Below are 13,592 nucleotides of genomic sequence, written 5' to 3' on the forward strand. Positions count from 1 at the left end.
CCCCTCAATTCAGCCATCCCAAACGGGTGTTATGGCGGCCTGGACGCGCCGGTCCGGTTGACTCGGCGTGTTCAGGCGGCTTTCTAGCCCTTTCCAGCATCCTCATTTGTAGTGCCATGATCGAGAAAAACTACCAGCCCGCCGATATTGAAAGCCGGATGTCCCGCGTCTGGGAGGAGAGCGGCGCGTTCGCGGCCGGCCGCCCCGAGCGGCGCGACGCCGCCCCGTTCACCATCGTGATCCCGCCGCCGAACGTGACGGGCTCGCTGCATATGGGACATGCGCTCAACAACACGCTGCAGGACATCCTCTGCCGCTTCGAGCGCATGCGCGGCCGCGACGTGCTCTGGCAGCCCGGCACCGACCATGCCGGTATCGCCACCCAGATGGTGGTCGAGCGGCAGTTGATGGAGCGGCAGGAGCCGGGTCGGCGTGAGATGGGCCGCGCCAAATTCCTCGAGCGGGTCTGGCAGTGGAAGGCCGAGAGCGGCGGCACCATCATCAACCAGCTCAAGCGCCTGGGCGCATCCTGCGACTGGTCGCGCGAGCGCTTCACGATGGACGAGGGCCTCTCGCGCGCCGTCGTGAAAGTGTTCGTCGAACTCCACCGCGAAGGGCTGATCTACAAGGACAAGCGGCTGGTCAACTGGGACCCGAAACTGCTCACCGCGATATCCGACCTCGAGGTGCAGCAGGTCGAGCTCAAGGGTCATCTCTGGTATCTGCGCTATCCGATCGAGGGCAGGGCGTTCAGCCCTGACGACCCCGCAAGCTTCATCGTGGTCGCGACCACCCGCCCGGAGACGATGCTCGGCGACACCGCGGTGGCCGTGCATCCGGACGATGAGCGCTACAGCGCGCTGGTCGGCAGCCACGTGATCCTGCCGCTGGTCGGCCGCAGGATTCCGATCGTGGCCGACGCTTATTCCGATCCGGAGAAGGGCTCCGGCGCTGTGAAGGTCACGCCGGCGCACGACTTCAACGACTTCGAGATCGGCAAGCGCCATGGGCTGCCGCAGATCAGCGTGCTCGACCAGGAAGGCAAGCTCTCGCTTGTTGGCAACGAGGACTATCTGCGCGATCTGCCCGAGGGCGCGCTGCAGTTCGCCGAAGAATTCCATGGCGTCGAACGCTTTGCTGCGCGCAAACAGATCGTCGCGCGGCTGGAGGATTTCGGCTTCCTCGAGAAGATCGAGCCGAACACGCATATGGTGCCGCATGGCGACCGCTCCGGCGTGGTCATCGAGCCGTTCCTGACCGATCAATGGTATGTCGATGCCAAGACGATGGCCCAACCGGCGATCGCAGCCGTGCGCGCGGGTGAGACGACCTTCGTGCCGAAGAACTGGGAAAAGACCTATTTCGACTGGATGGAGAACATCCAGCCCTGGTGCATCTCGCGCCAGCTCTGGTGGGGCCACCAGATCCCGGCGTGGTATGGGCCCGACGGCAAGGTCTTCGTCGCCGAGACCGAGGAAGAGGCCGTCGGCAACGCGCTGGGCTATTACGTCGAGCAGGAAGTCATCACGCCGGAGCAGGGCCACGACATGGCGGAGGATCCCGCCAGGCGCGAGGGCTTCATCACCCGTGATGAAGACGTGCTCGACACCTGGTTCTCCTCCGCGCTGTGGCCGTTCTCGACGCTTGGCTGGCCGGACGAGACGCCGGAGCTGCAGCGCTATTATCCGACCGACACGCTCGTCACCGGTTTCGACATCATCTTCTTCTGGGTCGCGCGGATGATGATGATGGGCCTTCACTTGATGAAGGAGGCGCCGTTCTCGACCGTTTACATCCACGCCCTCGTCCGCGACGAGAAGGGCGCCAAGATGTCGAAGTCGAAGGGCAACGTCATCGATCCGCTGCATCTCGTCGACGAATACGGCGCCGACGCGCTGCGCTTCACGCTGGCGGCGATGGCGGCGCAGGGGCGCGACATCAAGCTGTCGACGCAGCGCGTCGAGGGCTACCGGAACTTTGCCACCAAGTTCTGGAACGCCTGCCGCTTCGCCGAGATGAACGGCTGCGTGCTGCCTGACGGTTTCGAGCCGGCGCAGGCCAAGGAGACGCTCAATCGCTGGATCGCGCACGAGACATCCCGCGTCACGCGTGAGGTGACGGAGGGGATCGAGACCTATCGCTTCAACGACGCGGCGAACGCGATCTATCGCTTCGTCTGGAACGTCTATTGCGATTGGTATCTCGAACTCGCAAAGCCTGTGCTTTTGGGCGAGGAGAGCGCGGCGAAGGCCGAGACCCGCGCCATGATCGCCTGGGCGCGGGACGAGATCCTGAAACTGCTGCACCCGTTCATGCCCTTCATCACCGAGGAGCTCTGGGCGGTGACGGCCAAGCGCGATGGCCTGCTGGTGCTCGCGCCATGGCCACGCAAGGCCGCCGCGCTGACCGCAGAGCAATTGGCCACGATCTCGCTGGCAGGTCCAACCGAGCCGATCATCCCGCCCGTTGTCGCCGCGCTCGACGCGGACGACTTCAGCGACCCCGAAGCCGAGGCCGAGATCGGCTGGGTGGTCGACCTCGTCACCGCGATCCGCTCGGTGCGCGCGGAGATGAACATTCCGCCGGCGACGCTGACGCCGCTGGTGCTCGCCGCCGTTTCGGATGAAACGAAGGCGCGCGTGCAGCGCTGGAGCGATGTGGCGAAACGGCTGGCACGGCTCGCGGACATCTCCTTTGCCGATGCCGCTCCCGAAGGGGCCGTGCAGCTATTGGTGCGCGGCGAGGTCGCAGCACTGCCGCTGAAGGGTGTGATCGATCTTGCCGCCGAGCGCACGCGGCTCGAGAAGGAAATCGCGAAGGCCGACGCCGACATCAAGCGCGTCGACGCCAAGCTTTCCAACGAGAAGTTCGTCGCCAACGCGCCGGAAGAGATCGTCGAGGAAGAAAAGGAAAAGCGCGAGGCGGCGCTGGAGCGAAAGGCAAAGATCCTCGAGGCGCTCGAGCGATTGAAGAAGGCCTCTTGAGAAGCGCCGTAGGGTGGGCAAAGCGAAGCGTGCCCACCATTCACGTTCGGTGCAAGCAAGGTGGGCACGCTGCGCTTTGCCCACCCTACAATTCGTCGCGTAACCTCGCTTAGACGAATGTAAAATCGCTCGCGTGGAGCTGATCCAACGTCGTGTTCCTGATCTCGACCGAATTGTTGTCGTCGAAGGTGATCACGACGCTCGTCCCGCTCTGCGCCATGTGCGACTGCACCGCGCTGAAATCCGCAAAGGCCGTGCGGCTGAACTGAATCAGGTCATGGGCGCCGTCGGTGTTCTGGAAGTCGACAATGGCATCCTTGCCGAAGCCGGGGCTGAAGATGAAGGTGTCGTTGCCCGCGCCGCCTGACAAGGTGTCGTTACCGCCGTCGCCGTTGAGCCTGTCGTCGCCACTGCCGCCGTACAGGAGCTCGTTGCCGGTTCCTCCCATCAGCGTGTCGCTGCCGTCATCGCCGGACATCTGGGTCGCGCCCTGACCGCCTTTCATCGAGTCATTGCCGGCGCCGCCGTAGAGGGTGTCGTTACCGCCGCCACTGGAAAGGTAGTCATTGCCGTCGCCGCCATTGATGACATTGGTGGCCCATCCGCCGTAGAGCTGGTCGTTGCCCGCGCCGCCGTCGAGCAGGGCGCCGGTATCGCCGTTGCCGGCCTTGATGATGTCGTTGCCATCGTCGCCATAGAGTTGATCGGTCGCGGTGGCCATGCCGGGACCGCCATTGATCGAGTCGTCACCGGCGCCGCCATGGATCACGTCGGCACCGGCGCCGCCGTTGATCACATCCTTGCCCGGGCCGCCGTCGATGACGTCGTTGTCGGTCGATGAGCCAAAGAACAGGTCCTGGCGGCCGCTCATGTCATAGTGGATCGCCTTGTTCTGATAGAGATTCCAGGTTCCCGGCGAGCTCGGATTGACCGCATCGGCAGTCGATAGATGCTCGCCGTTGACCGTGATGTCCTTGATGTAGAGGTTGCGGTCCCCACCGGCACCCGCGATGTCGTTGATGAAGGCGAGATCGAGGCTGGAGATCGTCGCGGGATTGGCGAATGTGAAGGTGAAGGTCTGGAAGCCCGACGGGTCGGTCGCATTGTGGAACTCGACCGTGTTGCCGACCTGCTGGCCATTGACCAGAAGCTGCATCTGGGCGCCGATGCCGTCGACCACAGAGCTGTAGCCGGTCACCGTGACGGTGGTCTCCGTCAGTTTCGGAATCGTATCGGGACCGCCGGTGATGGTGTCGTTGCCGTCGCCGGCCTTGATCGTATCGTTGCCGACCCCGCCCGACAGCACGTCATTGCCGCCGCCGGTATCCATCAGGTCGGCAGCCGGGGAGCCGGTCAGCGTCTGGCCGGGTGGCTGACGCTCGCCGCCATACCATTCCGTGATGAGCCCCTGCGCTGGCTTGCCCTGGGGCGAGTAGCCGAGTTCCGAATATTTGTTGTCCGCATCCCAGTTCCAGATCGAGGCGCCCCTGAACCAGCTTCCGCCTTCCGATCCCCACACCTGAAAGAAGGCGTTGAACGCGTCATATTGCTCTTGAACGTCTTGCGTCGTGCTCCCGGCCGAGCCCGGGTTGATATTGGTTCCATCGACGCTGCGATAGCCGGTTTCGGTGAAGATCACCTGCTTGCCGTATTGAAGGGCAAGGGAATGGAAGAAATCGACCGGCGACTTGTGATCCATCACCTTGGCCCAGTAGTCATCGGTGGACATGGTGTTCCACGCGTTGACCATTTCCTGGACGGTCGGGTCGCGTTCGGTCGTCAGCGGTGGATAGGCGTTGATGCCGATGACGTCGACCTGGTCCCAGAAGCTGACATTGATGGCCTCGTCGGTCGCGGCGGCGTAGGTGATTTCGCCGTGGTACACGGCGCGCACGGAATCGATGATGTCGACCCAGTAGTCGCGATATTCGGGGCCGGAGAGCTTGGCGAGCTCGTTGCCGATCACGAACATGCTGACGCCGGCCTGCTGGGCAAGCTCCGCCATGTGCACGATCTCGGTCTTGTAGGACGCGAAGAAGGCGGCGGGATCGTCCGGAGTCAGTACGTGTGCAAGCGAGCCATCAAGAGCCGAGACCATCGGTTTCATCGAAACCGAAAGGCCGAGCGCCTGCGCATTGGCGACGGCCTGAAGAATATTGGCGTCGCTTTCGGTCTTCCCGGGATCGGCGAACACGTCGTCCGAATGCCTCGTATTGGTGAAGAGCCGAGGCGCTAGCTCGATCGAATTTGCATTGGTGTCCGCGATGGCCTGCATGGCATCGCGCGCAGCGCTCGTGGCGAATGCGCCATTGTAGTTGGAAGGAAATCCGAATCCTTCGAGAGTAAACACATTCGCCATCGGCACAGCTCCTTAAGTTTCTAAGTTTTCTATTTCGCTGTTTCGGTGGCCAGCATTTGCACAGAGCTTATTCACCTGCGTTGTGTTCCGTCCTTTCAGCAGAGCACAATTCATGAGCACTCACACGCGTGCAGCGAAGCGACGCGCGTTCAATCTGCACGCGCAACGTGGGCGTGTCGTGACAGGATTGCGTCGATGTTGGGATTGTTGATGCGCGCCGCGTTACGATTGCGATGCAAGTTCGACTCAAACTGGAAACGGCTTGCTCAGAAACTTCGAGCCCTTCGCACCGTAACGCCAAGGCAGATCGATTGCCTTGGTGATTCCGATTCGCACGCCTGCGACAACGTCGACACTGCCGACGCGCGCATGCAGCGAGAACGGTGCCTGATCGAGCGGCAGGGCGTTGTGCTCAACCGTTATGCCGAGTGCTTCGGTCAGTTTTCCGGGACCGGAACATAATGCGTGGGCTTCCTTGAGATGACGCCGGCGCCGCATGGTCGCGATCCCGTGCGTGGGCTGCAGCGCGCGGATCAGCACGGCGCTCGCCGAGCCTTCTTCTTCGCAGACGAGATTCACGCACCAGTGGATGCCGTAGGAGCGATAGACATAGGCAAAACCGGGCGGGCCGAACATCACCTGGTTGCGCGCCGTCGGCCCGCGATAGGAATGGGCGGCCGGATCGGTGTGGTGATAGGCCTCCACCTCCACGATGAGGCCGCCGACGCCATTGAAGAGCAGAGTCGCGCCGATCAGGTCGGGCGCGACCTCATGCACGCTGCGGCCAAAGAATGAGCGTTTGAGCGCCTTGCCGAGGCGGGTAGGTGCTTCGCCCGGCAGTCTGGAATTTTGAACCATTTTGGTGGGAATCAGAGGGGAACGCTGGGGAATGCTGCCCATATGTTGCACGTTCTGCTAGCATGCGCGAGCCGGGTTGCGGGTTCGGGCAATACGGATTAGCTAACAGTCTCGAAGATCCGCAGAATTCCCATGGTCACCCTGATCGACACCATTTCAGTCAACCCGGTGCGCCCGCGTCACCCCGAAAAGGTGAACCGGCCCGACGCGCTGTCGCCGCCGAAGCCGGACTGGATCCGGGTGCGCGCGCCGAATACGCGCGGCTACGCCGATACCCGCAAGATCGTCAAGGAGAACGGCCTCGTCACGGTCTGCGAGGAGGCGGGCTGCCCGAATATCGGCGAGTGCTGGGACAAGAAGCACGCCACTTTCATGATCATGGGGGACACCTGCACCCGGGCGTGCGCGTTCTGCAACGTCAAGACCGGCATGCCCGGCGCGCTCGATACTGCTGAGCCGGAGCACGTGGCGGAGGCGACCTTCAAGCTCGGGCTTTCCCATGTCGTCATCACCTCGGTCGACCGCGACGACCTTAAAGACGGTGGCGCCGAGCATTTTGCCCGGACCGTCAGCGCGATCCGCGCGCGCTGCCCGAACACCACGATCGAGATCCTCACCCCCGACTTCCTGCGCAAGGACGGGGCGCTTGAAGTCGTGGTGGCGGCAAAGCCCGATGTCTTCAACCACAATCTCGAAACCGTGCCCTCGCGCTATTTGTCCGTGCGGCCCGGCGCGCGCTATTTCCACTCGATCCGCCTGCTGCAGCGGGTGAAGGAACTTGATCCGACGATCTTCACCAAGTCCGGCATCATGGTGGGCCTCGGCGAGGAGCGGCACGAGGTGCAGCAGGTGATGGACGACCTGCGCTCAGCCGATGTCGATTTCCTCACCATCGGACAATATCTGCAACCGACGCGGAAGCATCACGCCGTGATGCGCTACGTCACGCCGGACGAGTTCGCAGGCTACGAGAAGGTCGCCTATACCAAGGGCTTCCTGATGGTGTCGGCGAGCCCGCTGACGCGCTCGTCCCATCACGCGGGCGACGATTTCGCCAAGCTGCAAGCGGCGCGGGCAGCTTTGTCCCGCTGAGCCAGACATGCCGAGATATTCCAGCAAGCGGCGGGTCCGTCACTCAGCGTCGCAGATGTTCGATCTGGTCGCCGATGTCGAGCGCTATCCGGAATTCGTGCCGCTGTGCCAGGCGCTGAAGATCCGGCAGCGCACGCCGAAGGAGGACGGCACCGAGGTCCTCGTGGCCGATATGACCGTTTCGTTCAAGCTGGTGCGCGAAAGCTTCACCAGCCGGGTCACGCTGGACCGGCCCAACCTGAAGATCACAGTCGAATATCTGCGCGGCCCCTTCAGCAATCTCGAGAACCGCTGGAGCTTTGAGTCGAAATCCGAGACCGAGTGCGACGTTGGCTTCTTCATCTCATATGAGTTCAGAAGCCGGATGCTGGCGATGCTGATGGGATCGATGTTCGATGCCGCATTCCAACGCTTCGCCGCCGCGTTCGAAAAGCGCGCTGACGCCATTTATGGCAAGCCGGCTACGACTATTTAAGCTCGCGGCGGTCGCCGCCGCTTGACGGCACTGCGGCGCGGGGACCTCGCGACGCGGGGACGCAGGCGGCTGGCAGCTTCGCGGCGCGGCTTGACTGCGGCCTGCGGGCCACGCGCCAGTTCCATCAGCATGCGCAGGGCTTCCACCACGGAGCGTTGCCGCACCGTGGTGCGCCCGATCGCACCGAAGCGGTGCTCACGGTGCATGATCCGGCCGTCGCGGGCGGCGACCGCGAAGTGCACCAGGCCGACCGGCTTGCCCGGGGTAGCGCCGCCGGGGCCGGCGATGCCGGTGATGGCGACCGCAAGATCGACGCCGGCGCGCTCGAGCGCGCCGACCGCCATGGCGGTCGCGGTCTCCTTGCTGACCGCGCCGAAGGTCGAAAGCGTGAGCGCGTTGACGCCGAGCATCGCGCGCTTGGCCTCGTTGGAATAGGTGACGAAGCCGCGGTCGATGACGTCGGACGAGCCGGGGATATCGGTGAGCGCGCCCGCGACCAGCCCGCCGGTGCAGGACTCCGCCGTCGCGATGGTCAATTTCCGCATCCGGCACAGGTCGAGCAGCGAGCGGGAGAGGGCGCGCGCGTCGCTGCCGCTCATGTTACTCGCTCCAACCTTTGTCGTTCCAAGGTAGGCGAATAGTGGCGCTCGCGGTGGCTGCGATACCTTCCTCACGGCCGGTGAAGCCGAGTTTCTCGCTGGTGGTCGCCTTCACCGCGATGCGCGAGATATTCACGCCCGAGATCTCGGCGATCTTCGCCCGCATGGTGTCGCGCAGGGGGCCGATCTTCGGCCGCTCGCAGATCAGCGTCACCTCGAGATTGGCGATGCGGCCGCCGCGCGCGGTGACGCGATCGACGGCATATTTCAGGAACCGATCGGAAGAGGCGCCCTTCCACTGCGGATCGCTCGGCGGAAAATGCGAGCCGATGTCGCCGTCCGCGAGCGCGCCGAGGATGGCGTCGACCAGCGCATGCAGGCCGACATCGCCATCGGAATGGGCGAGAAAACCCTTGGTGTGCGGCACCCGCACGCCGCAGATCATCACGTGATCGCCTTCGCCGAAGGCATGCACGTCGTAGCCGGTGCCGGTCCTGATGTCGCCGAGCAGGCTTGCGAGGCGTGCTTCCTCGCGGACGAAGTCTTCGGGTGTGGTGAGTTTCATGTTCGCAGGATCGCCTTCAAAGGTCGCCACCGTCAATCCCGCCCATTCAGCAATTGCGGCATCGTCGGTGAAATCGCTCAAACCCTCGCGCGCGGCGCGGCGATGTGCGTCCAGGATCACATCAAAACGAAAGACCTGTGGCGTCTGCGCGATTCGCAGCCGCGCACGATCGGGCGTCGCTTCGACATCACCGTTCGCACCGGTCAGCTTGATGGTATCGGTGACCGGGACCGCTGGAACGGCGGCACCGGTACGGCCGGCCGCATCGATTGCGCGCGAGATCAGCGCCTGTGTCACGAAGGGCCGCGCGGCATCGTGGATCAGCACGATGTCGGGCTTCTCGCTGGCAAGCGCCTCAAGTCCCGCACGCACCGACGCCTGCCTGGTTGCACCACCGTTCGTCGGCGGCCGGTGGCGAAGGCCCACGACGGCTTCATTGAAGAGGGCGGTATCATCAGGGTTGACGACGGGCTGCACGGCGAAAACATCGGGATGGCGGCTGAACGGCTCCATCGCCCGGAAGATCACCGTCTGTCCGCCGATCACCCGATATTGCTTCGGCCCGCCGGCACCGGCGCGAAGTCCGCGGCCGGCTGCGACAAGGATGGCAGCGGTACGCTCAGGTCTGGGCATCGACGAAACTGCATACGAATCGGGTTGAGGAGGGTGGTGCCGCGCTTTTCGCCGGCGCACAGCCCTTACCATGCTGGATGCGCAATGACAGAGCTATTCCCATTCGCTGTGGGAAAAGCAGTTCTTGTTGCAGTGCACTTGCGCAAATGGTAGAAATGTCTAAACCGTAGGCATAAAGCTTGACTGCACAAGAATTGTGCTCAAAATACAGGGCAGCGGCGCGATGAAGCTGCCGCCAGTAGAACGAGAAGCCCGTGACCGGCCTCGCAAGAACGCGTCGTAACTCATTGAAAATAGGTGACATTGCCGTCGCCAACCCGGTGCTTCTCGCCCCCATGTCCGGCGTGACCGATGCCCCGTTTCGGCGTCTCGCGGCGCGTCTCGGTGCGGGGCTTGTCGTCTCCGAGATGACCGCGAGCGACGACCTTGCGCAGGGCAGGCCGATCTCGCTTTTGCGCTGCGAGGCGGCCGGGATCGGGCCGCACGTGGTCCAACTGGCGGGCTGCGAGACCCGCTGGATGGCCGAGGGCGCGCGGATCGCGGAGGCGGCCGGCGCCGACATCATCGATATCAACATGGGCTGCCCGGCACGCCACGTGACCGGCGGCCAATCCGGCTCCGCTTTGATGCGCGACCTCGACCACGCGACAAGCCTGATCGAGGCGACGATCGCGGCGGTCAGGGTGCCGGTGACGCTGAAGATGCGGCTCGGCTGGGACGACCGCTCGCGCAACGCGCCGGAACTGGCGCGCCGCGCGCAAGCCGCCGGCGTGCAGATGGTGACGGTGCACGGCCGCACCCGCTGCCAGTTCTACAAGGGCGAGGCGGATTGGGCCGCCGTGCGCGAAGTCGGGAGCGCCGTTTCGATCCCGCTCGTCGTCAATGGCGACATCACGTCCTTCGAGAGGGCGGTGACCGCGCTCGAGAAGTCCGGGGCGGATGCGGTCATGATCGGACGCGGCGCGCAGGGCCAGCCCTGGCTGCCCGGGCAGATCGCGCGTCGGCTCGAGACCGGCATCGCGGAGAAGGCACCGCCGCTCGTCGAGCAGCTCAACCATATCCGTGAGCTCTATGATGCCGTCCTGAGCCATTACGGGGTCCGCGTCGGGCTCAAGCATGCGCGCAAACATCTCGGTTGGGCGCTGGAGATCGCCGCCCACTATAGCCGTGCTCCGGCGGCGACGCTGAAGGGCTGGCGGCAAATGATCCTGACCTCCGACGAACCCTCGAGCGTGCATCAATCGCTTCAGAATGCTTACGACGATTTCGCATGGAGTGCTGCTGCATGACATCAGTCGCAGAGACTCGCCGGCGCATGCCCTCCGACAGCGAGGCCATCCTCAATGCGCTGCCGAACCCGGTGCTGCTGGTGGCGCCGGATGGCCGCATCGTCGATGCGAATATCGCCGCTGAATCGTTTTTCGAAATCTCGACGCAATTCCTGCAGCGGCAGTCACTGAAGGAACTGGTGCCGTTCGGCAGCCCGCTGCTCGCGCTGATCGACCAGGTGCGCACCTCGGGCTCGCCGGTCAACGAATACAAGGTCGATCTCGGCACGCCGCGGATCGGCGGCGACCGCCAGGTCGACCTGCATGTGGCGCCGCTCACGGAGCGGCCAGGGCATATCGTCGTGATGCTCCAGGAGCGCACCATCGCCGACAAGATGGACCGGCAGCTCACCCATCGCAGCGCCGCGCGCTCGGTGATCGCGCTGGCGGCGATGCTGGCGCATGAGATCAAGAACCCGCTGTCGGGTATCCGCGGCGCGGCGCAACTCTTGGAGCAGCAGGCCTCCTCGGACGACCGCATGCTGACCCGGCTGATCTGCGACGAGGCCGACCGTATCGTGACGTTGGTCGACCGCATGGAAGTGTTCGGCGACGACCGTCCCGTCGCCCGCGGTCCGGTCAACATCCATTCGGTGCTCGACCACGTCAAACGGCTGGCGCAGTCCGGCTTCGCCCGCAACGTCCGCTTCATCGAGGACTACGACCCGTCGCTGCCGCCGGTGCTCGCCAACCAGGACCAACTGATCCAGGTGTTCCTCAATCTCGTGAAGAACGCCGCCGAGGCGGTGGCCGATCTCGGCACCGATGCCGAAATCCAGCTCACCACCGCGTTCCGCCCCGGCGTCCGGCTGTCGGTGCCCGGCAAGAAATCGCGGGTGTCGCTGCCATTGGAATTCTGCGTCAAGGACAACGGTTCCGGCGTGCCGGAAGACCTGTTGCCCAATCTGTTCGATCCCTTCGTCACCACAAAACAGACCGGCAGTGGCCTCGGGCTTGCGCTGGTGGCCAAAATCGTCGGCGATCACGGCGGCATCATCGAATGCGAATCTCAGCCGCGGAAGACCACCTTCCGCGTGCTGATGCCGATGTACAACCCCGCCAAACAAATCGACCAAAGCAGCCGCGAGGACGTTCCGGGTACGCCGTCGCATGCCTCCCAGGACGCAAGATGAGGAACAACAATGCCCGCAGGTAGCATTCTCGTTGCTGACGACGATACCGCCATCCGGACGGTTCTCAACCAGGCCCTGTCGCGCGCCGGCTATGAGGTGCGATTGACCGGCAACGCGGCGACGCTGTGGCGCTGGGTCAGCCAGGGCGAGGGCGATCTCGTCATCACCGACGTGGTGATGCCCGACGAGAACGCGTTCGACCTGTTGCCGCGCATCAAGAAGATGCGGCCCAACCTGCCCGTCATCGTCATGAGCGCGCAAAACACCTTCATGACGGCGATCAGGGCGTCCGAACGCGGCGCCTACGAATATCTGCCGAAGCCGTTCGACCTGAAGGAACTGATCACCATCGTCGGGCGCGCGCTCGCCGAACCGAAGGAGAGGGTGGCGAGCGCCGCCGACGATTCCGAGTTCGACTCGATCCCGCTGGTCGGGCGCTCGCCGGCGATGCAGGAGATCTACCGCGTGCTGGCGCGGCTGATGCAGACCGACCTCACGGTGATGATCTCGGGCGAATCCGGCACCGGCAAGGAGCTGGTCGCCCGCGCGCTGCACGACTATGGCAAGCGGCGGAACGGCCCGTTTGTTGCCGTCAACATGGCGGCGATCCCGCGCGACCTGATCGAGTCGGAATTGTTCGGCCATGAGCGCGGCGCGTTCACCGGCGCCAATACCCGCGCCTCCGGCCGGTTCGAGCAGGCGGAGGGCGGCACGCTGTTCCTCGACGAGATCGGCGACATGCCGATGGAGGCGCAGACCCGGCTGCTGCGCGTGCTGCAGCAGGGCGAATACACCACCGTCGGCGGACGCACCCCGATCAAGACCGACGTGCGCATTGTCGCCGCCAGCAACAAGGATTTGCGCATCCTGATCCAGCAGGGCCTGTTCCGCGAAGACCTGTTCTTCCGCCTGAACGTGGTGCCGCTGCGGCTGCCGCCCCTGCGCGAGCGGATCGAGGATCTGCCCGACCTCATCCGGCACTTCTTTGCGCTTGCCGAGAAGGACGGCCTGCCGCCGAAGAAGCTCGACACCCAGGCGCTGGAGCGCTTGAAGCAGCACCGTTGGCCCGGCAACGTCCGCGAACTGGAAAACCTCGCACGCCGGCTGGCGGCCCTTTATCCACAGGACGTGATCACTTCGTCCGTGATCGACGGCGAGCTGGCGCCGCCGGCCGTCAACTCCGGCGGTAACACGCAGCACGGGGTGGACAATCTCGGCGGCGCGGTCGAGGCCTATCTGTCGTCGCACTTCTCCGGTTTCCCGAACGGCGTACCGCCCCCGGGCCTTTACCACCGCATCCTCAAGGAGATCGAAGTACCGCTGCTGACGGCCGCGCTCGCCGCCACGCGCGGCAACCAGATCCGCGCCGCCGACCTGCTCGGCCTCAACCGCAACACGCTGCGCAAGAAGATCAGGGACCTCGATATTCAGGTCTACCGGAGCGGGGCGTAAACCCCGATCCGTCATTCCGGGACGCGCGCAGCGTGAACCCGGAATGACAGGACTTTCCGATAGGGCTGTGGACCTTGGTTCAATCTTAAGCAGGCGCCGCGGAAATGTCGCAAT

10 protein-coding genes are annotated in these 13,592 nt (G+C 64.2%); 6 read left to right on the forward strand and 4 right to left on the reverse strand.

What is annotated here, in order from left to right; genetic code table 11:
- The first annotated feature begins 116 nt into the window (after positions 1 to 116).
- Positions 117 to 2,984 (forward strand): valine--tRNA ligase, encoded by a 2,868-nt coding sequence (locus ACVJGD_RS06660; RefSeq protein WP_456633605.1) that lies wholly within the window; start codon positions 117 to 119, stop codon positions 2,982 to 2,984.
- A 109-nt stretch (positions 2,985 to 3,093) separates the two neighbouring features.
- Here ACVJGD_RS06660 and ACVJGD_RS06665 read toward each other — a convergent pair whose 3' ends face one another.
- Both ACVJGD_RS06665 and ACVJGD_RS06670 read right to left on the reverse strand, forming a co-directional pair.
- Positions 3,094 to 5,343 (reverse strand): glycoside hydrolase family 113, encoded by a 2,250-nt coding sequence (locus ACVJGD_RS06665; RefSeq protein WP_456633606.1) that lies wholly within the window; start codon positions 5,341 to 5,343, stop codon positions 3,094 to 3,096.
- A 246-nt stretch (positions 5,344 to 5,589) separates the two neighbouring features.
- The gene (locus ACVJGD_RS06670; protein WP_456633607.1) at positions 5,590 to 6,201 is read right to left on the reverse strand and encodes a DNA-3-methyladenine glycosylase; all 612 of its coding nucleotides are present in this window, start codon (positions 6,199 to 6,201) and stop codon (positions 5,590 to 5,592) included.
- A 132-nt stretch (positions 6,202 to 6,333) separates the two neighbouring features.
- Between ACVJGD_RS06670 and lipA the strand changes: the two genes are divergently transcribed.
- On the forward strand, positions 6,334 to 7,293 hold the full coding sequence (gene lipA, locus ACVJGD_RS06675) for a lipoyl synthase (protein WP_456633608.1): 960 nt from the start codon (positions 6,334 to 6,336) through the stop codon (positions 7,291 to 7,293).
- A gap of 7 nt (positions 7,294 to 7,300) precedes the next feature.
- The gene (locus ACVJGD_RS06680) at positions 7,301 to 7,768 is read left to right on the forward strand and encodes a type II toxin-antitoxin system RatA family toxin (protein WP_456633609.1); all 468 of its coding nucleotides are present in this window, start codon (positions 7,301 to 7,303) and stop codon (positions 7,766 to 7,768) included.
- Here ACVJGD_RS06680 and ACVJGD_RS06685 read toward each other — a convergent pair.
- Both ACVJGD_RS06685 and ACVJGD_RS06690 read right to left on the reverse strand, forming a co-directional pair.
- Positions 7,765 to 8,367 carry a CinA family protein gene (locus ACVJGD_RS06685; protein WP_456633610.1) on the reverse strand — a complete coding sequence of 201 codons (603 nt, stop codon included), beginning with the start codon at positions 8,365 to 8,367 and terminating at the stop codon, positions 7,765 to 7,767. The two genes, ACVJGD_RS06680 and ACVJGD_RS06685, sit on opposite strands and share 4 nt — an antisense overlap.
- A 1-nt stretch (position 8,368) precedes the next feature.
- The gene (locus ACVJGD_RS06690; RefSeq protein ID WP_456633611.1) at positions 8,369 to 9,565 is read right to left on the reverse strand and encodes a bifunctional 2-C-methyl-D-erythritol 4-phosphate cytidylyltransferase/2-C-methyl-D-erythritol 2,4-cyclodiphosphate synthase; all 1,197 of its coding nucleotides are present in this window, start codon (positions 9,563 to 9,565) and stop codon (positions 8,369 to 8,371) included.
- A 287-nt stretch (positions 9,566 to 9,852) separates the two neighbouring features.
- Between ACVJGD_RS06690 and dusB the strand changes: the two genes are divergently transcribed.
- From dusB to ntrC, 3 genes are read left to right on the forward strand one after another with little or no spacing between them, the layout of a single operon-like run.
- Complete coding sequence (dusB, locus tag ACVJGD_RS06695) at positions 9,853 to 10,854, forward strand: tRNA dihydrouridine synthase DusB (protein WP_456640195.1); 1,002 nt, start codon at positions 9,853 to 9,855, stop codon at positions 10,852 to 10,854.
- Positions 10,851 to 12,026: a two-component system sensor histidine kinase NtrB gene (locus ACVJGD_RS06700; protein WP_456633612.1), complete on the forward strand. Its 1,176-nt coding sequence runs from the start codon at positions 10,851 to 10,853 to the stop codon at positions 12,024 to 12,026. Before dusB ends, ACVJGD_RS06700 begins: the two co-directional genes overlap by 4 nt.
- 9 nt (positions 12,027 to 12,035) lie before the next feature.
- Positions 12,036 to 13,478, forward strand: coding sequence for a nitrogen regulation protein NR(I) (ntrC, locus tag ACVJGD_RS06705; protein WP_456633613.1), 1,443 nt, complete (start codon positions 12,036 to 12,038; stop codon positions 13,476 to 13,478).
- Positions 13,479 to 13,592 lie beyond the last annotated feature (114 nt).

The sequence above is a fragment of the Bradyrhizobium sp. USDA 10063 genome (assembly GCF_054063735.1).